Source organism: Allorhizobium sp. Av2 (assembly GCF_021462805.2).
Lineage (GTDB): Bacteria > Pseudomonadota > Alphaproteobacteria > Rhizobiales > Rhizobiaceae > Allorhizobium > Allorhizobium vitis_G.
In genome coordinates, this window is sequence record NZ_CP192696.1 from 2,444,157 (window position 1) to 2,465,083 (window position 20,927).

Annotated in this window: 24 protein-coding genes and 1 pseudogene; 13 read left to right on the forward strand and 12 right to left on the reverse strand. The window is 57.3% G+C overall.

Annotated features, from left to right (window positions below; genetic code table 11):
• Window positions 1-13: 13 nt before the first annotated feature.
• From FS819_RS11655 to FS819_RS11670, 4 genes are read right to left on the reverse strand one after another with little or no spacing between them, the layout of a single operon-like run.
• Window positions 14-742: an ABC transporter ATP-binding protein gene (locus FS819_RS11655; protein ID WP_070166574.1), complete on the reverse strand. Its 729-nt coding sequence runs from the start codon at window positions 740-742 to the stop codon at window positions 14-16.
• Entirely contained in the window at window positions 742-1,617 is an 876-nt protein-coding gene (locus FS819_RS11660) for an ABC transporter ATP-binding protein (protein ID WP_070166575.1), read from the reverse strand. The genes FS819_RS11655 and FS819_RS11660 overlap by 1 nt, the downstream gene beginning before the upstream one ends.
• Window positions 1,617-3,008 carry a high-affinity branched-chain amino acid ABC transporter permease LivM gene (livM, locus tag FS819_RS11665; protein WP_156546894.1) on the reverse strand — a complete coding sequence of 464 codons (1,392 nt, stop codon included), beginning with the start codon at window positions 3,006-3,008 and terminating at the stop codon, window positions 1,617-1,619. Before livM ends, FS819_RS11660 begins: the two co-directional genes overlap by 1 nt.
• Window positions 3,009-3,012: 4 nt before the next feature.
• On the reverse strand, window positions 3,013-3,915 hold the full coding sequence (locus FS819_RS11670; protein ID WP_156546896.1) for a branched-chain amino acid ABC transporter permease: 903 nt from the start codon (window positions 3,913-3,915) through the stop codon (window positions 3,013-3,015).
• Between the two features lie 64 nt (window positions 3,916-3,979).
• Here FS819_RS11670 and FS819_RS11675 point away from each other — a divergent pair, with 64 nt between their 5' ends.
• The gene (locus FS819_RS11675; RefSeq protein ID WP_156546898.1) at window positions 3,980-4,150 is read left to right on the forward strand and encodes a hypothetical protein; all 171 of its coding nucleotides are present in this window, start codon (window positions 3,980-3,982) and stop codon (window positions 4,148-4,150) included.
• Window positions 4,151-4,177: 27 nt separating this feature from the next.
• On the opposite strand, the gene FS819_RS11680 is transcribed toward FS819_RS11675, so the two are convergent.
• Entirely contained in the window at window positions 4,178-4,804 is a 627-nt protein-coding gene (locus FS819_RS11680; protein WP_197433992.1) for a TetR/AcrR family transcriptional regulator, read from the reverse strand.
• Between the two features lie 8 nt (window positions 4,805-4,812).
• Complete coding sequence (locus tag FS819_RS11685) at window positions 4,813-5,268, reverse strand: hypothetical protein (RefSeq protein WP_234624536.1); 456 nt, start codon at window positions 5,266-5,268, stop codon at window positions 4,813-4,815.
• Here FS819_RS11685 and FS819_RS11690 point away from each other — a divergent pair.
• From FS819_RS11690 to cysQ, 3 genes and pseudogenes are all read left to right on the forward strand, one after another.
• Window positions 5,162-6,328 carry a multidrug effflux MFS transporter gene (locus FS819_RS11690; RefSeq protein WP_234624534.1) on the forward strand — a complete coding sequence of 389 codons (1,167 nt, stop codon included), beginning with the start codon at window positions 5,162-5,164 and terminating at the stop codon, window positions 6,326-6,328. The genes FS819_RS11685 and FS819_RS11690 overlap by 107 nt on opposite strands.
• A gap of 520 nt (window positions 6,329-6,848) precedes the next feature.
• Window positions 6,849-7,436, forward strand: a pseudogene (gene cysC / locus FS819_RS11695) (adenylyl-sulfate kinase); the annotation flags it as partial.
• Window positions 7,437-7,509: 73 nt separating this feature from the next.
• Entirely contained in the window at window positions 7,510-8,292 is a 783-nt protein-coding gene (gene cysQ / locus FS819_RS11700; RefSeq protein WP_234624520.1) for a 3'(2'),5'-bisphosphate nucleotidase CysQ, read from the forward strand.
• Window positions 8,293-8,296: 4 nt separating this feature from the next.
• Here cysQ and FS819_RS11705 read toward each other — a convergent pair whose 3' ends face one another.
• Window positions 8,297-8,485: a hypothetical protein gene (locus FS819_RS11705; RefSeq protein ID WP_156546905.1), complete on the reverse strand. Its 189-nt coding sequence runs from the start codon at window positions 8,483-8,485 to the stop codon at window positions 8,297-8,299.
• A 34-nt stretch (window positions 8,486-8,519) separates the two neighbouring features.
• Here FS819_RS11705 and FS819_RS11710 point away from each other — a divergent pair, with 34 nt between their 5' ends.
• From FS819_RS11710 to sciP, 3 genes are all read left to right on the forward strand, one after another.
• Complete coding sequence (locus tag FS819_RS11710) at window positions 8,520-9,557, forward strand: DUF2793 domain-containing protein (protein ID WP_156546907.1); 1,038 nt, start codon at window positions 8,520-8,522, stop codon at window positions 9,555-9,557.
• Between the two features lie 289 nt (window positions 9,558-9,846).
• Entirely contained in the window at window positions 9,847-10,527 is a 681-nt protein-coding gene (locus FS819_RS11715) for a sugar transferase (protein WP_156546909.1), read from the forward strand.
• Between the two features lie 552 nt (window positions 10,528-11,079).
• Window positions 11,080-11,355, forward strand: coding sequence for a CtrA inhibitor SciP (sciP, locus tag FS819_RS11720; protein ID WP_015916944.1), 276 nt, complete (start codon window positions 11,080-11,082; stop codon window positions 11,353-11,355).
• Between the two features lie 734 nt (window positions 11,356-12,089).
• Here sciP and FS819_RS11725 read toward each other — a convergent pair.
• The gene (locus FS819_RS11725) at window positions 12,090-12,440 is read right to left on the reverse strand and encodes a hypothetical protein (RefSeq protein ID WP_015916945.1); all 351 of its coding nucleotides are present in this window, start codon (window positions 12,438-12,440) and stop codon (window positions 12,090-12,092) included.
• Between the two features lie 445 nt (window positions 12,441-12,885).
• Between FS819_RS11725 and ctrA the strand changes: the two genes are divergently transcribed.
• Window positions 12,886-13,587: a response regulator transcription factor CtrA gene (gene ctrA, locus FS819_RS11730; RefSeq protein WP_015916946.1), complete on the forward strand. Its 702-nt coding sequence runs from the start codon at window positions 12,886-12,888 to the stop codon at window positions 13,585-13,587.
• A gap of 244 nt (window positions 13,588-13,831) precedes the next feature.
• On the opposite strand, the gene FS819_RS11735 is transcribed toward ctrA, so the two are convergent.
• On the reverse strand, window positions 13,832-14,191 hold the full coding sequence (locus FS819_RS11735) for a response regulator (protein ID WP_156546911.1): 360 nt from the start codon (window positions 14,189-14,191) through the stop codon (window positions 13,832-13,834).
• 286 nt (window positions 14,192-14,477) lie between these two features.
• Window positions 14,478-15,128 (reverse strand): histidine phosphotransferase ChpT, encoded by a 651-nt coding sequence (gene chpT / locus FS819_RS11740; RefSeq protein WP_070166585.1) that lies wholly within the window; start codon window positions 15,126-15,128, stop codon window positions 14,478-14,480.
• A 179-nt stretch (window positions 15,129-15,307) separates the two neighbouring features.
• Between chpT and FS819_RS11745 the strand changes: the two genes are divergently transcribed.
• The 3 genes from FS819_RS11745 to FS819_RS11755 all read left to right on the forward strand — a co-directional run bounded on the left by FS819_RS11745 (window position 15,308) and on the right by FS819_RS11755 (window position 17,100).
• Window positions 15,308-15,895, forward strand: coding sequence for a DUF1134 domain-containing protein (locus tag FS819_RS11745; protein ID WP_060718157.1), 588 nt, complete (start codon window positions 15,308-15,310; stop codon window positions 15,893-15,895).
• A gap of 177 nt (window positions 15,896-16,072) precedes the next feature.
• Window positions 16,073-16,795 (forward strand): hypothetical protein, encoded by a 723-nt coding sequence (locus tag FS819_RS11750; RefSeq protein WP_156546912.1) that lies wholly within the window; start codon window positions 16,073-16,075, stop codon window positions 16,793-16,795.
• Complete coding sequence (locus FS819_RS11755) at window positions 16,792-17,100, forward strand: hypothetical protein (RefSeq protein ID WP_156546914.1); 309 nt, start codon at window positions 16,792-16,794, stop codon at window positions 17,098-17,100. The genes FS819_RS11750 and FS819_RS11755 overlap by 4 nt, the downstream gene beginning before the upstream one ends.
• Window positions 17,101-17,147: 47 nt before the next feature.
• Here FS819_RS11755 and FS819_RS11760 read toward each other — a convergent pair whose 3' ends face one another.
• Both FS819_RS11760 and FS819_RS11765 read right to left on the reverse strand, forming a co-directional pair.
• Entirely contained in the window at window positions 17,148-17,987 is an 840-nt protein-coding gene (locus tag FS819_RS11760) for a TrmH family RNA methyltransferase (protein ID WP_156546915.1), read from the reverse strand.
• Window positions 17,988-17,994: 7 nt separating this feature from the next.
• Window positions 17,995-18,375, reverse strand: a complete 381-nt coding sequence (locus FS819_RS11765; RefSeq protein ID WP_156546917.1) for a hypothetical protein — start codon at window positions 18,373-18,375, stop codon at window positions 17,995-17,997.
• 80 nt (window positions 18,376-18,455) lie between these two features.
• Between FS819_RS11765 and FS819_RS11770 the strand changes: the two genes are divergently transcribed.
• Window positions 18,456-19,484, forward strand: coding sequence for an RluA family pseudouridine synthase (locus FS819_RS11770; protein WP_156546919.1), 1,029 nt, complete (start codon window positions 18,456-18,458; stop codon window positions 19,482-19,484).
• 36 nt (window positions 19,485-19,520) lie between these two features.
• Complete coding sequence (locus FS819_RS11775) at window positions 19,521-20,804, forward strand: NAD(P)/FAD-dependent oxidoreductase (RefSeq protein ID WP_156546922.1); 1,284 nt, start codon at window positions 19,521-19,523, stop codon at window positions 20,802-20,804.
• Window positions 20,805-20,927 lie beyond the last annotated feature (123 nt).

Here is a 20,927-nt window from a genome sequence, read left to right on the forward strand (position 1 = left end):
CATGGCACGGCGATTAATGCCGACCGCCTTCGAGATAGGCGGCACGAACCTGAGGGTCGGCCAGCAATTCCCGACCGGAACCGCTCATCGTCACCAATCCGTTGACCATGACATAGGCGCGGTCGGACAGTTTCAGCGCTGCAAACGCATTCTGCTCGACCAGGAACACGGTCAGCCCTTCTTCCTGATTGAGCTTCTTGATCGCCTCGAAAATCCCCTTGACGATCAAGGGCGCCAGCCCCAGCGATGGTTCGTCCAGCAGCAGCAGCTTGGGCCGCGCCATCAGCGCCCGGCCGATGGACAGCATCTGCTGCTCACCACCGGAAAGCGTGCCGCCGCGTTGGGCGTGACGCTCTTTCAGGCGCGGGAACAGCGTGAAGATCTTCTCGACGTCCTCCTGGAAATATTTAAGATTGTCGAGACCGGCACCCATTTGCAGGTTTTCCATCACCGTCATGCGCGGAAAAATCCGCCGCCCTTCCGGTGATTGGGCAATGCGCTGGCGAGCAATCAGATGGGTGGGCATTTTGGTAATGTCCACACCATCGAAAATCACCCGGCCGGCGCGCGCCTGCGGGCTGCCGCAAATCGTCATCATCAGCGTTGATTTGCCCGCGCCATTGGCACCGATCAGGCTGACGATCTCGCCTTTTTTAACCTCGACGCTGACACCACCAAGCGCGCGGATATTGCCGTAATAGGTCTCGACGGCCTCAACCTTCAAAAGAGCTTCAGCAGTCATCACAATTTGCCTCCGGCCACGGCTTCCACATCGGAAATCGCGTCGTCCAGTTCTTCATCCTCGACACCAAGATAGGCCGCGATGACCCTCGGGTCGTTCTTCACGTGGTCAGGCGTGCCATCGGAAATCTTCTGGCCATATTCCAGCACCACGACATGGTCGGAAATTTCCATGACCACCGACATATCGTGCTCGATCAGCATGATCGATGTGCCGGTTTCGTCCCTGATGCCATTGAGCAACGTGTTGAGCGCCAGCGATTCCCGTGGGTTGAGGCCAGCAGCCGGCTCATCCAGGCAAAGCAATTCCGGCTCCGTACACATTGCGCGAGCGATTTCGAGACGCCGCTGTGCGCCATAGGGCAGATCGCCAGCCGGATCGTCGGCCCGCTCGATCAGGTCGGCGCGCTCCAGCCAGAACCTCGCCTTGTCGATCGACAGTGCCGCTGCCTTCTTGTAGGCGGGCAGGCCGAGCAGACCGAGCACCGTATAGCCAGAGGCCTTCATCAGCGCATTGTGCTGGGCAACCAGCAGGTTTTCCAGCACGGTCAGGCCGGAGAACAGCCGGATATTCTGGAAGGTTCGGGCCACCTTGGCTTTCTTGGTAATCTCGAAATCCGTCAGGCGTTCCAAAAGGAATTCCTTGCCGGCTTTCTGGCGCAGGGTGACCATCCCCATTGTCGGCTTGTAGAAGCCGGTAATGCAGTTGAACACCGTGGTCTTGCCTGCTCCGTTCGGGCCAATCAACGCGGTAATTTCACCGCGCCGGGCCTCAAAAGAGAAGTCGTTGATGGCCATCAAGCCGCCGAATTTCATCGACAGGTGCTCGACCGTCAGGATTGGGTCATTGCTCATGGTTTGCGTCCCGGATGTCATCAGCCGTGACCCTCCTTGGTAAAGCTGCCGGAGACAGCCTTGCGTTCCTTCAGGAAGGCCGTCGGCTCTCTGCTGCCGACAAAGCCGCGCGGCTTGAACAGCATGACCACAATCATGGCAAGACCGAATAGCAGCATGCGATACAGTTCAGGAGTAAAATCAGGTCCGAACACGTGCTTCAGGAATTCCATCTCGCGCAGCAGTTCCGTGCCACCGACCATGACGATGGCGGCGACCGCGATACCGGTCAAAGACCCCATGCCACCCAGAACCACGATGGCGAGAATAACCGCCGATTCCAGGAAGACGAAGCTTTCCGGCGACACGAAACCCTGGCGGGCGGCAAAGAACGACCCGGCAAAACCGCCAAACATCGCGCCGATGGCAAAGGCCGTCAGCTTGGTCTTCACCGTGTCGATGCCAAGCGAGCGGCAGGCGATCTCGTCTTCGCGCAGCGCTTCCCAGGCCCGGCCTATCGGCATGCGCCGCAGCCGGATGGTCACATAGGCGGTGAGCATGCACAGCCCCAGCGCCAGATAGAACAGGAAGATCTTGTAATAGGCCGAGGACATCGGCAGGCCGAAGGTCTTGGCGAAACCATGCGCCGAGGCATCGAAAGGAATGCCGAACAGCGTAGCCTTGGGAATGCCCGATACGCCGAACGTGCCCTGGGTGACATCCGTCCAGTTGATCAGCACCAACCGGATGATTTCCCCGAAGGCCAGCGTGACGATGGCGAGGTAATCTCCCCGCAGGCGCAGCACCGGAAAGCCGAGCATGATGCCCCAGAAGGCGGCCAGAATACCTGATATCGGCAGGAGCAGCCAGAAGGACAGGCCGAAATGCTGCGACAGCAGCGCGTAGGAATAGGCACCGACCGCATAGAAGGCGACATAGCCGAGATCCAGCAGCCCGGCCAGACCGACGACGATGTTCAATCCCCAGGCCAGCATGACGTAGATCAGGATCTGGATGCCGAAATTATCGACATATTTCAGCGATCCCTGCGTGCCGACCAGAAAGAGAATGACCGGCGGATAGAGGATCAGCGCCACCAGCGCGATCTTCAGGAAATGCGTCTTGAAGAAAGACGGTCGGGTATCCGTGGCAGCGGCAGGCTTTGCAGCCGCCCGCGCCTTGCGCGCTGCCGACCAGGGGCGCAAGACAGCGACCACGGCGAACCGGCCAATGGCGGCAATCGCCACGAAAATCGACAGAAGGCCCCAGCGCGTATACCAGACCAGGGCATTGTTGATGTCCTGGTCGGTCTTGATGCCGATGAACAGCACGAACAAGCCGAGCGCCAGCAAGCCTGCGAACACGGCTTCTTTCAATGCCCGCGCCATCAGGCCGGGCTGCGCCTTGACGGCAGAAACGTCCACATTTGCCATGATCTCAGACCTTCTCGACTTCGGGACGGCCCAGGATGCCGGTCGGTTTGAAAATCAGCACGAAAGCCAGGATGCCAAACGTCGCAACATCCTTGTAGGCGATGGTGAAATAGGCCGACCACAGGGATTCGATCAGACCGATCAAGAGACCACCGAGGACGGCGCCCGGCAGCGAGCCGATGCCACCCAGAACCGCCGCGGTAAAGGCCTTGACGCCAGGAATGAAGCCATCGGTAAAGGAGGCAACCCCATAATACATCAGATACATTGTACCAGCCACCGCAGCCAGCGCCGCCCCCATCACGAAGGTGACGGAAATGGTCCGGTCGACGTCGACACCCAAAAGGGCCGCCATCTTGCGGTCTTGCTCGGTGGCGCGTTGAGCACGGCCAAGCGGCGTCTTGTTGACGATATACCAGAAGGCCGCCAGCAGCACCGCCGTTACCGCAACGATGATCATCTGCTTCAGCGACACCGTGATGGCGCCGAAATGATAGACGTCATTGACCAGCGCCGGAATTGGCTTGTTACGAGGGCCCTGCGCGACCTGAATGAAGTTGGACAGTGCAATCGACATGCCGATTGCCGTAATCAGCGGCGCCAGCCGGAAGGACCCGCGCAAGGGCCGATAGGCGACCCGCTCGATGGTCCAGTTCCACAAACCGGTCATCACCATCGATACAACCAACATGATCAGCAGCGCCAAAGCCACTGGAATGCCTGCAAAAAATGTCGTGAGAAGCAAAAAGACAATCAAGGCGGCAAAACCGCCGAGCATGAAAATATCGCCATGGGCGAAGTTGATCATGCCGACAATCCCGTAGACCATCGTATAACCGATCGCCACCAAGCCATAAATCGAGCCAAGCGTCAGCCCGTTGATAAGCTGCTGGATGAAATAATCCATACATTATCCCCCGGATGCCGATCAAACGCAGCATCCATATGTTGTCCCATTCGGGTTCTTCGTGTTGGAGGGATTTGATATCGGTTTCGACAAAAATGTGAAGCCTAAAAGCTTTGCAGCGCGTATTTTTCTGTCAATTGCTCAACATATCGGCAGTTTTTGCACAAATTCGGCATTAAACCTGGAATTGCGCCCAAAAAGCGCGCAGGTGACTCTGGAACAACTTGCCAAATGAAAAAAACCTGGATGGTTTCGTGGTTTTTTACGAAGGCATCAGCAGCCGCAGCGCCAAGTCCACACGCATGCGGATCTCGCTATCCAGATCCTCTGCCTGCTTGCCGAACATCAGAACCTTCGTCTGCAACGGCCCCAGAACCGCCCCGACAAAGATGTCTGCAATATCACGGCGATCAACCCCCTCGGATGGGCTGACCGCGACGTGAAAATCCAGTTCCTGCGCCAGGAAGGCTCGAAAATTCTCGACACAATCCTCGTAAAATTGCCGGGTCAGGCCGGGATGCTTGCCCGCTTCGGCAATGATCAGCCGGGTCACCAGAATCTGGCGTGGCGACAAGACGAACCGAGCCAGAGCCTCCAGCGCCAATCGCACTCTCTCACGCGGGTCAGCCGTTTGCCCGCGCTGACCGCCGATTTCGATCTGCAATTGATCATGAGACTGGATCAACGCGGTAAACAAGCAGCGCTTATCAGGAAAAAACCGGTAGACGGTCTTTTTCGCCATACCGGCCAGACGCGCCACCTCCTCCATGGTCGCATCGCCAAAGCCCATAGCGTCAAACACCACTTCGGCAGCCTTGAGAATACGCTCACGCCGTTCCTCATCCGGCATGACTGGCAGACGCATGACCACTCGCTGCTGTTCGGACATCGGTCTTCTCACACTTTCGACTTGACAAACGGAAACGAAAGCGTTTCCTGATCGTCGGGAGGAAACGACAACGTTTCCATGCTTACCGCATAATTTATCCGACCGAAATGGTAAAAGATCAATTCTGCGGCATTCAAACATCTAGACGACTGCGCACACAACGAACCAAAGGCGAGCTGCTGCATGATTTTCTGAACCGCATCCGGTTCAGGGTAGAAATCATGCAGCAGCGCACATGCGTCAAGGGAAACGCAGAGTGCTTCATGTGCAGCGCGGTAAAGATGTATGGCTGGCATGGTCAGATTCAGGAATATGAAAATGGACCGAAAAACCCTTGTTCTAGCCATCTCCATCGGCATGATCTGCGCCATCGGGCCGCTTGCAACGGATATGTATCTGGGCGCCATGCCACTGATGGCTACGAGCTTATCGACCACAGCCGCAACGATCCAGTTGTCCGTCATGACATTTTTTTCCGGTTTCACCATCGGGCAGATGTTCTACGGACCGATTTCCGACAGGACCGGCCGCAAGCCGATAATTTATGTGGCATTGGCTATCTTCTGCCTATCCTCCTTCGGCTGTCTGACCGCATCGACCGGCGAGCAATTGCTGGTATGGCGCTTCATACAGGGCGTGGGCGGCTCGATCGGCATGGTCATCGGAACAGCCATCATCCGCGACACGCATACCGGCTCGGCAGCCACAAAGCTGATGTCCATGGTGATGCTGGTCATCGGCGTCGCCCCGATCCTCGCACCGTTTGCCGGCAGTCTCATTCTGAAAATAGCCAATTGGCAGATGATTTTCGTATTGCTCGGCTGCTATGCGGCGCTGTGCTTGCTGGTCGTCGCGATCTGGCTTCCCGAAACCCGGTTGCCGGCCGACCGCGCTTCCAGTAAACCCAGCCGTGCCCTCATTACCTATGGCGGATTGCTGATCAGCCGCAATTTCATCCCCTATGCTGGCACCATGGCGCTCGTCCAGGGCGGGTTCTTCGCCTATATCGCCGGGTCGTCTTTCATGCTGATGACCGTCTACGGGCTTTCGGCCATCAGTTACTCGATTATCTTCAGCACCAACGCAATCGGCCTTGGAATCGGCACACAGATATGCAACCGGTTTGCCACACGGTTCGGTGTAAAGGCCGCGGTACGCGGCTCCGTGCTGCTCTACACGGTCATCGCCCTGGTACTGGTCGCCACCCAGCTGACCGGCACCGATAGCCTGACAGTCACCTGCATCCTGATGTTTATTCTCGTCATGTCGATTGGCGGCATCATGCCGGGTTGCAACGTGCTGGCAATGGAAGCCCATGGCACCATTGCCGGGACTGCCGCCGCCCTGGCGGGAGGCCTTTCCTTTGGCGCAGGCGCCCTGTCCAGCTTTGTCCTCGGGCTGTTGGAAAACGGCACCGCCCTGCCTCTGGTCAGCGTCATGGCCGGTTGCGGTATCCTGGCTGTACTTGTTACGCAGGTGTTTTTCGAGGACCGCCAAGAGACAACAGTTCCCGAAAAAGCCTGACGAAGATCGGGAATTCTCCCGAGTACCGGCGCGGTAACTCGCTACATCTGCTGCATAATTCTCGATTTGAATCGATTCCGCTTTCAGGAATTATCCAGTAAAACGATAGGGCAAGCATTGGCGCTTGCCCTTGACAGCTCTTCTTTATTCAATCTTATTGAAAGCTAAAGAGCTGCCCGCATACATAGCGCTTCCCCCTCTTTTTGTGGTATGGATCACCAGGTTCTGTGGAAAGAAATACGAGGCGTTTATTGAAAATGACCTTTCGTATTTGGCTTTTGAATACCTCAAGATACGGATAAATTTGAGATATTTGACATTGGTCAAAGCAGGGGATGCGGTCCACATCTTCCATGCCTTCGTATAAAATGGCAAAAAAAAGGCGTTTTCATTCCTCGATTCAATCGTTATAAAACAGACATATGCAGGCAGACGGCAGACACGTGATAGCCATCGTTTCGAGGGGAAACGCCGAAAGATGATAGCAGCGCATGACACGAGGACGATCGTGACGTCACAGCAAAACATCGTCGTCCAGCAATTGCAGGTCCGCCGGGAGGCGCGCGCCGTTATCAAACGCCAGCACCCCCGGGTGATCTGGCTTACCGGCCTGTCTGGCTCGGGAAAATCCACTGTCGCCAACGCCTTGGAAAGTGAACTGCACGACCAGGGATACCACACCTATATTCTCGACGGCGACAATGTCCGTCACGGACTGAACCGGGATCTGGGGTTTTCCGATGCCGACAGGGTGGAAAATATCCGCCGGGTGGCAGAAGTCGCCAAGCTGATGGCGGATGCAGGCCTGATCGTGATCGTCTCATTCATCTCCCCCTTTCAGGCCGACCGCGACATGGCCCGCGCCTTGATGGCAGACGGCGAATTCATTGAAGTTTTCATCGATACACCCTTGCAGGAATGCATGCGGCGCGATCCAAAGGGCCTTTATCGCCGCGCGCTGATGGGAGAGATCAAGCAGTTTACCGGGGTCAGTTCCAGTTACGAGGCGCCACAACATCCGGATATTCATTTGAAGACCGCTCAGGCCACTCCAACGGAAATGGCCAACCAGGTGATTGGTTATCTCACGGAAATCGCACCTGCCTGATAGAAGATCTGGACAAATAGAGTGGAAAAATTGAACACGTATCGTGTAGCCTGCGTTTTTTGAGGAACATGACGTGATTGATTTGTTTGAAAAGGCGGCAATAGCCGCTGGGCGCGATATTATGGACGTGTTCCACAATGGCCCAACGGTGCGCACCAAAAGCGACGCCTCACCGGTGACCGAGGCCGATGAGCGGGCTGAAGCGATCATTCTTGCCGCCCTGGCTGCGCAGTTTCCCGCTATTCCCGTGGTGGCCGAGGAAGCCGTTGCCGCCGGCAATATTCCTCAGACCAGAGGCCAACCCTTCATTCTGGTCGATCCGCTTGACGGCACCAAGGAATTCATTCGCAAGAGTTCCGACTTCACGGTCAATATCGCGCTGATCGAGGCCGGTGTACCTGTCATGGGCATCGTCTATGCTCCGGCGCGCGGCCAAGCCTATATTGGCGACCGTAGTGGTGCGCTCAAGATCGAGATCGATGCCAATTTCCAACCGGTTTCGCGACAGTCCATCACGGTCCGCACTCCTTCGGGCACGTTGATTGCAGTGGCCAGCCGCGCGCATAGCGGCCCGGAAACCGAAGAATTCCTGGTAAACCACGCCATAACCGATACCCGTTCCGTCGGTTCCTCGCTAAAATTCTGCCTGGTGGCGGAAGGGGCGGCCGATGTCTATCCACGCTTCGGCCGAACGATGGAATGGGATACTGCCGCAGGCGACGCCGTGCTGCGGGCAGCTGGCGGCATAACGGTTGGGCCGGACGGCGCACCGCTGCTCTACGGCAAACGCGATCAGCTCAATGATAGCGACTTCGCCAATCCCTCCTTCATCGCCTGGGGCGGCAAAAAGGCCTGAGCCTTCAGCCTTCCCCGGTGAACTCGAAACCGGGAATTGCCTGAAAAATCATATCTCTCCTGCCGGTCTTATCCACCGTCAAACGGTCGCGCCGATAATGGCGCGAGCGCTGGAGCTGGCTTGCCGATCCCATCGGCTTGGCCAGCTCCGGATTTTGACAGGATGCGATCTCCGGCCAGGTCTTGCTTGCCAACCGGATATCGCTCCACATTGATGGAGACGACACAATGGCAGACAATAGTCCACGCCTCGATTTGCCTTATATCCTGCCCTCCCAGGCCCAGAAACATGTCACCCATAACGAAGCACTGCTGGTTCTCGATGCAGTAACGCAGCTTGTGATTGAGGGCACTTTTACCACGCCACCTACCTCCCCTGCCGCCGGCACCTGTTACTGGGTTGCGGCCACCGCGACGGATGCCTGGGCTGGCAAGGAAGCGCACATCGCCGCCTGGCAGGATGACAGCTGGGCTTTCCTGGCACCCGCCGCCGGTTGGCGCGCTTATGTCCGCGCAACGGGCCGATTGCAGACCTATGACGGCACGGCCTGGCAGGATCTCGCCCTGCCCGACACGGCCTCCTTTTCCCGGCTTGGGATCAATGCCACAGCCGATGACACCAACCGGCTGGCCGTGTCGAGCGATGCCGTGCTTCTCAATCACGCCGGTGGCGACAACAGGCTTAAACTCAACAAGGCTGGCGAGAGCAATACGGCAACGCTTCTCTATCAGTCCAACTGGCAAGGCCGCGCCGAAATGGGGCTGGCCGGCTCGGACCAGTTCAGCATCAAAGTCTGCAATGACAGTGGCAGTTGGACCACCGCCCTGCTGATTAGCGGCGACGGCACCGTCACCCATCCGGCAAGACCCGTCGCCCGGGCAAAACTGACAAGCCCGTCCCTTGTGGTTTCCAGCGGCATGGTTACCGGATTTAACGGACTGGTCATCAGTCAGGGCAATATGCTGCTTGCCACCGCCACGGCAAGCGGCAATGGGCAAAGCCTGAAAGTGCCGGTCGCTGGCCTATACATGATCTCTCTTACCCTCGCCACCGCCGCTACCGACACCTATACTGCAACCGTGGTGGACACCGCTCAGACGAGCCTTTTAAAGATGACCATCGGCACGACGGAAACCGCTGCCGAAACCCATAGGACGGCCCTGATCATGCTGGAAGCCGGAGCCGAAATCAGCCTGTTGCATAATGGCACGGCCACATTTGCCACCACCGGTGCGGGCATTAAATTTTCGATATTCCTAATATAAAAGACACTATCGTCGTCAAACCGGCGTAGCAAAATGGCAACAATGTTCCGATTTGAGAAAATAGACCCAAGAAGAAACATTTACTTCAGAAGGTTAACCATTCGTTAAGTTTGTTCATGACGAGCGCCCTATTTGGGACTACATAAGCCACAAGAACTTTAGTCGGGAACAAATGGCGGTGCGAAAGCGGAGGAAATACACTCGGCTCGCATCTGCACGCAACCAAGAATCTGGAGTTAGTTGACACCGGTATAATCGGCTCGGCTGCTCCAGGAGGGACGAGGCTGGAATGGGTGTACCGCATGCACAGCAAGGCCTTCAGGCACGTCGCATCAACCGACGACGGACACGGTTTTCAAGAAATCGGATTCATCTGATTGCAAAACGAAGCCTCGACATCCTGATCTCGATCAGCGCATTGACGATCTTGCTGCCGTTTCTGCTGTCGGTCGCCGCGCTGATCAAGCTCACCTCCCCTGGCCCGGTCCTGTTTCGGCAAATGCGCTGGGGCCGCGACCAGCAAAAAATCCGCATCTACAAATTCCGCACCATGTATACTGCGGAATGTGACGATAGCGGCGTGCGGCAAACCACCGAAAACGATCCCCGGATTACAGTGGTCGGTGCGGTCCTGCGGCGCACCAATATCGACGAACTCCCGCAATTACTGAATGTGTTGAAAGGCGACATGTCGCTGGTCGGGCCGCGCTGCCACGCGATCGGCATGTTGGCCGCTGGCATGCCCTATGAGGATCTGGTCGCGGACTATCATCACCGTCATCAGGTTAAGCCGGGTCTCACCGGCCTTGCCCAGATGCGCGGCCTGCGTGGACCAACCGGTTCCGCCGCCAAAGCCCGCGCCCGCATCGCCGCCGATCTGTTTTATGTGGATAATTTTTCGTTCTGGCTCGATATCAAGATCATCCTCGGCACGATCCATTCCGAACTGACCTGCGGCAAAGGCTTTTAAAGAGAAGGACCTCACCTGATCTGGCCGGAATTATTCGGTAAAATCACCGCCTGCAGTGAGAGGAACTGCAAATTCTTTCCATATTCGACAAATTTGTCTCGAAAAAACGCAAGGTCGCGACGCGCCGCCCAGCGGCCAAGTCCGTTAAAGCGCCCTCTTGGTGCCATTGATTCGCACTGCATCGAGCCAAAAGCCAAAAGCTGTCAAGTCAGAACGCTCGGACGATCACGAATTATTAAATTCAAACCCTGGGATTTCACCAGGATCAAACTTTACGCAAATTTTCTTGAGTAGAAACCAATTAGGATAGACAGCTTAACGGCAATAAATTTTGCGATAAACGATATATATACATAAAATTGGTGATTTCAAACTTGATAGCGGCTTGTCAGAGTGTCGTCTTCATCCGAAAACGCCGTTTCTACGTGACATCAGCAGTCTTGGCCAAGTCCCTAAAATTCTTATCAAATTGTTACCCGGTGCTTAGGTAATTTTTAAAGGTGCGGCGTTAGATTTCTGGTCTGTGGTCTTGAGTTTGTATTAGAGAGTCCAATGACCGAAACGATACGCCCGCGAGTTAAATATGTTATCGGCCCTGACGGCAGTCCGTTGACAATTGCCGACCTGCCGCCAGCAAACACCCGTCGCTGGGTCATCCGCCGCAAGGCGGAGGTTGTGGCTGCCGTGCGCGGTGGCCTGTTGAGCCTTGAAGAAGCGTGCGAACGCTACACGCTGACCGTGGAGGAATTCCTGTCATGGCAGGCCTCCATCAATGACCATGGTTTGCAGGGTTTGAGAACGACCCGTATCCAGCAATACCGTCATTAACACCAGACAGGGCCTGGGATTGGGGCCGGGCCTGAAGACGAAGGCTCGAAGAGGTCGACCACACCCTCGCCTTGCCAATCCCGCCTTGAGGGAATTGCAAATATCTCAGATGCCTCAGGGTATTTGAGATATTTGCAAAAGCACGACAATACCGATTTTAAATATCGCATTGAATAAGGCCAGCGGGGCTACGGCGTATATCCTGGGCAAAGTGCCTCTGCGATCGGACGTGTTACGCCTCCGTGACAAAGCCAAGCATCTGACCGACACGACGTCCCGTCGATTTTCGTGAGAGATTTAATTTTTCGAATTCGACGCCCGCCGAATTTGCCCCAGGCAACTCCCTTAAGCTTCTTCAGCCTTCGGTTAATCCAGACGCCTTCCCCGTCACCACAGGACATTGGGATGTGAATGGTTTTCACGGGAAACTGCTGTCCCCTCACCTATCACAGATGTCGGTTTCATAGGGGATCGGTCCGGATATTGGACCGAACCGTGGACCGTGTGGGGAACTCCGATGCAAAACGCTGATTATCGCAGCGGGCGAGCGAAGGTTTTTTGCATGATGCCGCCGTGGGCATCCTTAATCGGGCAAATAACTGAAAAAATAAATATCATATGGTCGCGGATGAAAAGGCCGTTCCATTCCATGTGAACGGCCAGGCAATGAAACCATCATCGAGCAGGTCCCATTCCCTGCCTGCCTTTGTCATCTACGATCAGGATCTTCGCCGTTAAGCGCGAGCCCGCTGCTGGCTGTCGCGCTCTTCCAACGCAGCTGCCTTGGCATGTTCAGCCTCGGCCAGTTCCAGTGACAGTTCCGCGGCATCTTGCTGAACCTTCAGCTCGCGAATCGAATCCTGCAGGTTATCGGCACGCTGGCGGGCGGCCTTTGCAAAAGTCGGATAGGCGAAATGCGAAGCATCCGTGATGCCCGCTTTTTTTTCTTCCAGAGAAATCTGATTCTCCAGTTCCTTGGCCATACGTTCAAATTCAGACATCATTAACTGCAATTGTTGCAGCTGCCGACGCTTCTCGGTAACCTGAAATGCCTTCAGGCGAACTAGGCTGTCACGCGACTTCATACGCAATACTCCCGTGATGCGAGACATCCCGCCGTCACTCTGTTTTGACATCGCCCGCTGACATTTAAACGAATCACCGCGAAAAAATCTCACGGCGTTAACAAAAAACTACCTTTGGTAACCTTTCGTTTACGGGCATCGTTAATGATAAGGGAGATCTTTTAAAGGTCGGTAAATGCCCGGGTCCAAAATGCAGGACAATGACAATGATGAGTCAATTGAATCGCTTAAGGGGTTTTCTTCCCTTTTCGATTCATCTGTGGCGATGAGAAAATAACATATGAATCAGGAGGCTAGGCATTATGCTTAATAAATTCGTTACACCTTGCCAGAGTGAATCAGAATTTGTTAACCATTTGGTGGCAGCCTTCAAATCAGGCAACGACTGGATCCGTATCGCGTAGTGGGCCATTCAGACCTTTCGGCGGCGGTAAAGGGGATAATTATGCGGGTTCTACTCATCGAAGACGACAGCGCCACAGCGCAGAGCATCGAACTGATGCTCAAGTCCGAAAGTTTTAACGTCTACACCACCGATCTCGGTGAGGAAGGCGTCGACCTCGGGAAACTATACGACTACGACATCATCCTGCTGGACCTCAATCTTCCCGACATGTCGGGTTACGAGGTTTTGAGAACGCTTCGCCTGTCCAAGGTCAAGACACCGATCCTCATCTTGTCCGGCATGGCCGGCATCGAGGACAAGGTTCGCGGTCTCGGCTTCGGCGCTGACGATTACATGACAAAGCCGTTCCACAAGGACGAGCTTGTTGCCCGCATCCATGCGATCGTTCGTCGTTCCAAGGGCCATGCCCAGTCGATCATCATCACCGGCGAACTGATCGTCAATCTCGACGCCAAAACCGTCGAAGTTGGTGGCCAGCGCGTTCACCTGACCGGCAAGGAATACCAGATGCTGGAGCTGCTTTCGCTCCGCAAGGGTACCACGCTGACCAAGGAAATGTTCCTTAACCATCTCTATGGTGGCATGGACGAGCCGGAACTGAAAATCATCGACGTGTTCATCTGCAAGCTTCGCAAGAAGCTGGCCAATGCCGCCGGTGGTGCAAACTATATCGAAACCGTCTGGGGCCGTGGCTATGTGCTGCGCGAACCCGACAGTGCCGAATATATGGAAACGGCCTGACACCGGTTTGTCGTTACAACGGGGCGTTATTCGTAACGCCTCGCCGTAAATCCCCACCTGTGCCACTCCCGCGCGAGATCGTATGATCTCAAAAAAGTCCCTGCATTGCCGGGACTTTTTTGCGTTGAAGAAAATGGATTGCTGTGACCCGCGACAATGGGGACAGACCATGCATTGAGAGAATCGGACCGAACGTTAACAACCGATTTTCGGATAAATCCGCCATGTCTGGAATGATTCGGGATCAGGCGGCTTCGCGGTCACTGAACACTTCGGTCAGTGTTTTACGGTCGAAGGGCTTCAGCAGGAAATCGCTGGCTCCGGCCCGTTTGCCTTGCATCATGTGTTTCAGGTCGGCTTCGATGACGCAATAGAAGATCCGCACCGTTTTGCCCTCCGGCATGGCCCGGATATTGGTGATCAGTCCAAGCGCGCCTTCCAGACCCGAGTCAACGATGATCACATGCGGTAATTGTGTTTCGCAAGCCAGCATCGCCTCGCGCGCCGTGGATGCTTCCGTCACTCCAAAACCCAGTTCGGACAGAATTTTACGGCCAACCTTACGAACGATATCTGACGAGTCAGCAATGATCAGGTTCTTCATGCCGATCCCCTTTCGATGCCCATGGACCTTGCTTAAACATCAAAAAGATTAAGCAATTTTCCAAAAGAGCAAGCGGCGCGCCCCGTGCACCGCGTCTTTACCCATTGTCGCCGCATCCCGCGGTCTGACTTTGCCCATATTTCAAACCCCCAATGGATTTGAGATATCTGCACTATCTTTATGGTAAATCCAGAATACTAAGGAAACATTACCCGTATCTGGTGGAAACGGAAAGCGGCGCCCGAAGCCTGAGACACCGGGCGCCGTCGAGCATCTTTATGCGTGATCAGCCGGCCGCAACTGATTCGGCGGTGAAGATAATTTCGCCTTCACCGATGCTGTATTTCAGCTCCATCGATGATTCGTCGGCCAGCAACACGGTGTAATAGGGCTGGATGGAATGGGCATCGACGGCTTCTTCCATCTGGCCATTGCAGATTTCGGCGAATTTCGGCGGCACACGCAGCATACGGCCCTTGGCGACGATGGTAAATTTCGCGTCATATTCCGGATTTTCCAGCGTCACATCCAGCGAGCCGCCGCGTGGAATGGCGCCGTAAGCCACCAGCATCAGGTTCATCAGCAGTTTGACCCGGTTCTTGGCGATAATGGCGCGCGGGCCATTCCAGGTGATTTCAGTTTTCTTTTCGGCGGCGGCGAAATCCTTGACGGCTTTCTCGGCCTCGCCGGTATCGATCGACGCGCCGACCGAGCCGGAGGCGCCAAACGCCAGCCGGGCAAATTTCAACCGAACCGAAGCATTCAGCGCGCTGGTGCGAATCAGGTCCATGGCATCGGCATCCGCCCCGCCTTCATCCAGCAGTTCCAGCCCGTTATTGATGGCACCAACCGGCGAAATGACATCATGGCAGACACGGCTGCACAGCAGTGCCGCCAGATCAGGTCCGGCCAGCGTTAGGTTCACGTTCTTGAGCATCGAATTCTCCTCGACGGCAAAGTCTGTTATCGGCTGAGAGGCATAGCTGCCCCATCAAGCCGCATGATGTCGACGCCATAATGACACCATATTTGGTAAACCCATTGTTAATACGAAGTCATCAAGATGGAAGTCCGGTCTCATCAGAGCCGATTCTATTCATATCCGAGGAGGAAGCGATGCGCTTTTCCATCATTCGGGACCTGTTCAGGACCTGGATTGTAACGGCTGGCGTGGTTGCGGCAAGTGTTGTTTCGCAGCCCGCGACTGCAATGGCGCAGGGCGATCAATATACCATGCAGGAAGTGGTCGATGCGGGCCACTCCTTCTTCGGCTCGACCAGCGGCGCGCTGGCCAAGGTGATCGAGAAGGCGTTCGGGCAATACGGCCTACCCAATGGCTACATTCTCGGCCAGGAAGGCTCCGGCGCGTTTATTGCCGGCCTCACCTATGGCGAAGGCACGCTCTATACCAAAAATGCTGGTCAGCACCCCGTCTTCTGGCAGGGGCCGTCGCTCGGCATCGATTACGGTGGCAATGGCAGCCGCACGATGATGCTGGTCTATAACCTGCCCGCCGTTGGCAGCCTCTACAGCCGCTATGGCGGCGTCAGCGGCTCGGCCTATGTGGTGGCCGGCGTCGGCATGACGGCGCTGAAAAACAACAATATGGTTCTGGTCCCGATCCGCACCGGCGTCGGAGCAAGGCTTGGCGTCAATGTCGGCTATCTGAAGCTGACTCAATCCTCCACCTGGAACCCCTTCTGACCTCCACCGGCTTGGTTGATGTCAAGTCGGTCCATCGCCCGCAACTGCTGTCTTTGCCTTGCCGTTGTCGAACATCAACAGGCTAAGATGGAATGGCGCAGGGTTTTGGTTTACAGAATGTGCATCTGGACCGTCATCTGACACTTTGGGAACCGCTCTAACGGATATGGCACCGCCGTGATCGAATACGCCCTGCTCTTTGCATTGGGATTTGCCGCCGCAGCGCTTCTGGCGGCGTTGATCAGCCCTGCCATCCATGGCCGCATCGTTGCCTATACAGAACGGCGTCTGCGGGCCACCGCCCCTCTCGGCCCGGAAGAAGTCCGCGCCCAGAAGGACATGGTCCGCGCCGTTTATGCCGCCGAAAATGCGAAACTGTCCTATGACCTCCGGCGCGAGCGGGAGTATTTCGTCTCCGTCAAGGCCGCCGCCGATCAGGCCCAGGCGGAAGCGGTCCGTGCGCTCGGAGCAGAAGATGCTCTGAAGGAGCAGATCCACACCATGAGCAACGAGGCCGGAACGCTCCGCGTCGAACTGCGCCAGAACCAGGCTCAGCTGGAACAGCTGAAAGCCACGCTACAGCGCCACGAAGCGATGGTCGCCAGCCGCGATCTCGACATCGAGGCGCTAACCGTCAAACTGACCCGCCTGGAGGCGGACCTGGCCGCCCGCAATCGGGAAACCGCTAGCCACAAGCACCAGACAGAAGACCTGCAACTGCGCCTCCAGGATTTGCGCACCGAACGCGAGACGTTGCGCGACGAGGCCAAGGCCGCCGCCAGCCGCGCCCAGAAGGCAGAGCAACGGCTTCTCCAGGAGGAAGACAAGGTGCTGCGGCTGGAAGAGCGGCTGGAACGCCAGCAAAAGACCGAAACCCCTGTGCAACAGGTCGCCAAATGAGCGAAAGCCGCCCGGACATGCAGCACCCCTCGCCCGAAGCACTCGACACGCTCGCGGACGACTTACGTCAGCGCAGCGAAGCGCTCAATTCCCGGCTGCTTGCTGGCGATGGTGTCGAGGAAGACGCGGCCCTGCGCGCGCAAATCGCCGAAATTGCCGCCGGGATGATCGTGTTCACCGCCCGCAAGGAAGGCGAAGCATCGCCGATTCCGGCCCTGCTGGCACACCCTGTCCTCAGCGCCGATGCGCCGCAACCGCTGCTGGACCGGATCAAGGCGGTAGCGCCGGATCTTCTGAACGATTGAGCCTATCGCCTCGCAGAACAGGATGGCGCAGCCAGATGAGGGGCCACCTACCCCAATTTTCCCAGCGCCCGCGCCGCGCTGTGCAGGGCGATGCCGCTGGCGGTGCCGAGGTTGAGGCTGTCGAGTTGCGGTGATTGGGCGATCCGCACGGTCATGAACCGGGCAAGCACGTCAGCGGGCAGGCCCTCGCCTTCGGTGCCCACCACCAGCGCCAGCCTTTGCCGGCCACCAAGCCCGGCGGCGATATCGCCGATTTCAGTGGTCCCCGAGGGCGTCAGCGCCGCCACCAGAAAGCCCGCCGTATCCAGCGCCGACAACAGCGCAAGGGCGCTGTGTTCGCGCGCATAGGGCATGGTCAGCACCGAGCCGACCGAAACCCGCAGCGCCTTACGATACAGCGGGTCGCAACTGGTCTCATCCAGCAGCACCGCATCGGCACAGAAGCCGGTGGCATTGCGAAACATAGAGCCGACATTGTCATGATTGGAAATGCCGCAGCCGACCAGAACCAGGGCGCGTTGCGGCAAGCTGGCAATCAGCTGCGTGGCATCGGGCGCGGTGAGCCGGCTGCCCAGCGCCAGCACGCCACGATGCAGGTGAAAGCCAGCGATTGCATCCAGCACGGCAGCGCTTGCCACGTAGACCGGCAGATCGTCCGGCCATTGGTCAAGAAGCGGCTGGAGACCCGCCACCCGGTTTTCCAACAGCAGCAGGGCCTCGGCGCGAATGCCGCGCCCAGCTTGATGCGATGCCAGCAACATACGCAGCACAACCGTGCCTTCTGCAATGAACCGGCCCTCACGCCCGGTCAGGTCGCGCTCGCGGATATTGCTAAAGGCAGCGATGCGCGGGTCCTGCGGATCGGTGATGGTGACGAACTGGACCATGCTCGGCCTATTGCGTGATCGCGACATCCGCGATCATCCGGCCCACTGACAGGTCAAACACATAGGCCTTGGACTGGCCTTCGGCTGTGGTCCCATAAAACAGGATCTGCGTGCCTGACAGCGCTGTGGAGGTCACTTTGAAACCGGCGGGCAGGCGGGCAGCCAGTGTCAAGGGCTGATCGGAGGGGATGGTAATGCCACCGGCCTGCGTCTTTTCCGGGGTTGGGCTGTTCTTGACCTTGTAGACAACGGCGGCCAACACCGCCATAAGGCTGACAAACATGATGGCCGCCGAGACGAGTTGCAAACGCACCATCTTGCGGCGAACTTTTTCGAGCACCGGATCGAGCGGCTTGTCTTTCTGTTCGTCGGTCTCGACTTGGCTCATGAAACTTAAACCTTTCCCTGATGGAGCTGCTCTGCCGCCCATTGGGCCTCGGCCACAAGGGCCGAAAGACAGGATGCGCTATGACAGACCCCTTTAAACAAGCAGGCGAGCCAAGGAAAGAGCTGATTGCCGGTGAGGACGCCGAAGGCCGTCTGGATGCCTGGCTGGCAGCAAGCCTTGGCGGTGACCTGTCTCGCAACCGCGTCAAGGCTCTGATCGAACAGGGTGCGGTCTTCGTCAATGGCACAGCCGTTACCGAGCCGAAGCGCAAGATCAAGCCCGGCGACCAGCTGGTGATCGCCATGCCGGAGCCGGAAGACCCCGAACCCAAGGGCGAGGATATTCCGCTCACCGTGCTCTACGAGGACAAGGACCTGATCGTTCTGTCAAAGCCCGCCGGTCTGGTGGTGCATCCGGGTGCTGGCAACTGGACCGGCACGCTGGTCAATGCGCTGATCCACCATTGCGGCGACAGTCTCTCCGGCATTGGCGGGGTGAAACGTCCCGGCATTGTCCACCGGCTGGATAAGGAAACTTCCGGCGTCATGGTCGTTGCCAAGAATGACATCGCCCACCGGCACCTGGCCGACCAGTTTGCCGACCATGGCCGCAGCGGCCCGCTGGAGCGGGCCTATCAAGCGCTTGTCTGGGGCCGCCCGCGTGGGCTGCGCGGCACGATTGACGCCGCCCTTGGCCGGGCTGGCGACCGCACCAAGCGCACCGTGAAGCGCGAGGATACCGATGACGCCCGCGAAGCCATCACCCATTATCAGGTGATGGAGCGTTATGGCGAAAAGCCGGATGCCACCTGCCTCGCCTCGCTGGTGGAATGCCGGCTGGAAACCGGCCGCACCCACCAGATCCGGGTGCACATGGCCCATATCGGCCATCCGCTGATTGGCGATCCCGAATATGGCGCCGCCTTCAAAACCAAGGCCAACCTGCTACCAGACGCGGCCAAGGCCATCGTCACTAACTTCCACCGCCAGGCGCTGCATGCCTACCTCTTGGCGTTCGAACACCCGACCACTGGCGAAGTCATGCACTTCGAAGCGGCCATCCCTGACGACATGGAAACAATTATCCGGGCGCTACGCGATATCGCATGAACCCTTTGCCCCGTTAAACGTTAGCGCAGGTCCGACATGGCTGCGCAGCCGTTGCGCGCCGGACAGGCAAACGGGGCAAGGGCGATTATGGATACCAAGCAAGCAGTCGGAACATCGCGCGATCTGCACGATGGCAAGTCCTTCTGGGCTGCGACACCGAATATTGTGGTTGAGAGCCGCGATACCCCGGCGCGCACCGATTACGATGTTATCATCATCGGTGCCGGGATCAGCGGCGCTTTGATGGCGCAGGCGCTGGCAGCAGATGGCCGCCATATTTTGGTGGTGGACCGGCGTGAACCCGTCCGGGGCAGCACGCTGGCCAGCACGGCGATGATCCAGCACGAAATCGATATTCCTCTGTCGCAATTGTCCAAAGCGATCGGGGCCAAGAAGGCGATGCGTGCCTGGAGGCGCTCGGCAGCCTCTGTTAATAGCCTGGGGGAGCGCGTCGCCAAACTTGGCCTTTCCTGCCAGTTCCAGCAGCGCAGCAGCCTTTTCCTGGCGGGCGATGAGATGGGCCACCGTGCCCTCGCCGCTGAAACGGAGCTGCGCCGTGAAGCGCAATTGGACGCCGAGTATCTGAGCGGCGCGCAAGTGAAGGAGAGATTCGGAATCGAGCGCACGGGAGCCATCCTCTCCCCCTGCTCGGCCAGCGCCAATCCGGCCCAGATGACGGCGGGCCTGCTAAAGGCTGCCCAGCAAGGCGGCGTGGAAGTCGTCTCACCGCTGGCGATTACCGCGATCCGGGAAACCCGCGACGGGGTGATGGTGGCAACAGCGGACGGTACATTGCTCTGTGCCACAGACCTTATCGCCTGCACGGGCTATGAATATCTGAAGATGATGGAAAGCCCCCTGCATCAGGTGATTTCCACCTGGGCCATTGCCTCCGAGCCGAACGCCCAAAGGCCGGACTGGCTGGACAACCATCTCGTCTGGGAAGCGTCCGAACCCTATCTCTATTTCCGCTCCACATCTGATGGCCGGATCATCGCCGGTGGCGAAGATGAGGACGATCCGCTCGCCCATCAGGACCCGGTCAAGGCGCGGCGCAAATTCGAGACGATCCGGCAAAAGCTGAAGGATCTCGCCGGGATTGAGATGGACCACATCGCCTATGGCTGGTCTGCCCCGTTCGGCACGACGCGGGATGGGCTGCCGATCATCGACCGCGTCCCCGGCACCAGCCATGTGCATGTGGTGATGGGATTTGGCGGCAATGGCATCACGTTTTCGACCATTGCGTCGGAGATTGTCTCGGCCCGGATTGCCGGTCGCAAGGATGCCGATGAGGATTTGTTCCGATTCCGCTCGTAAATCAATCGTGACCGGCGTGGTGCGCTTGAATCGCGGCCATGCCACACTTATGTGACATAGGATTTCGTGCGGGATGAGGAAATCCGCATGTTGGAGCTTGCCCGTTTGGCATTGGGAAGCTCA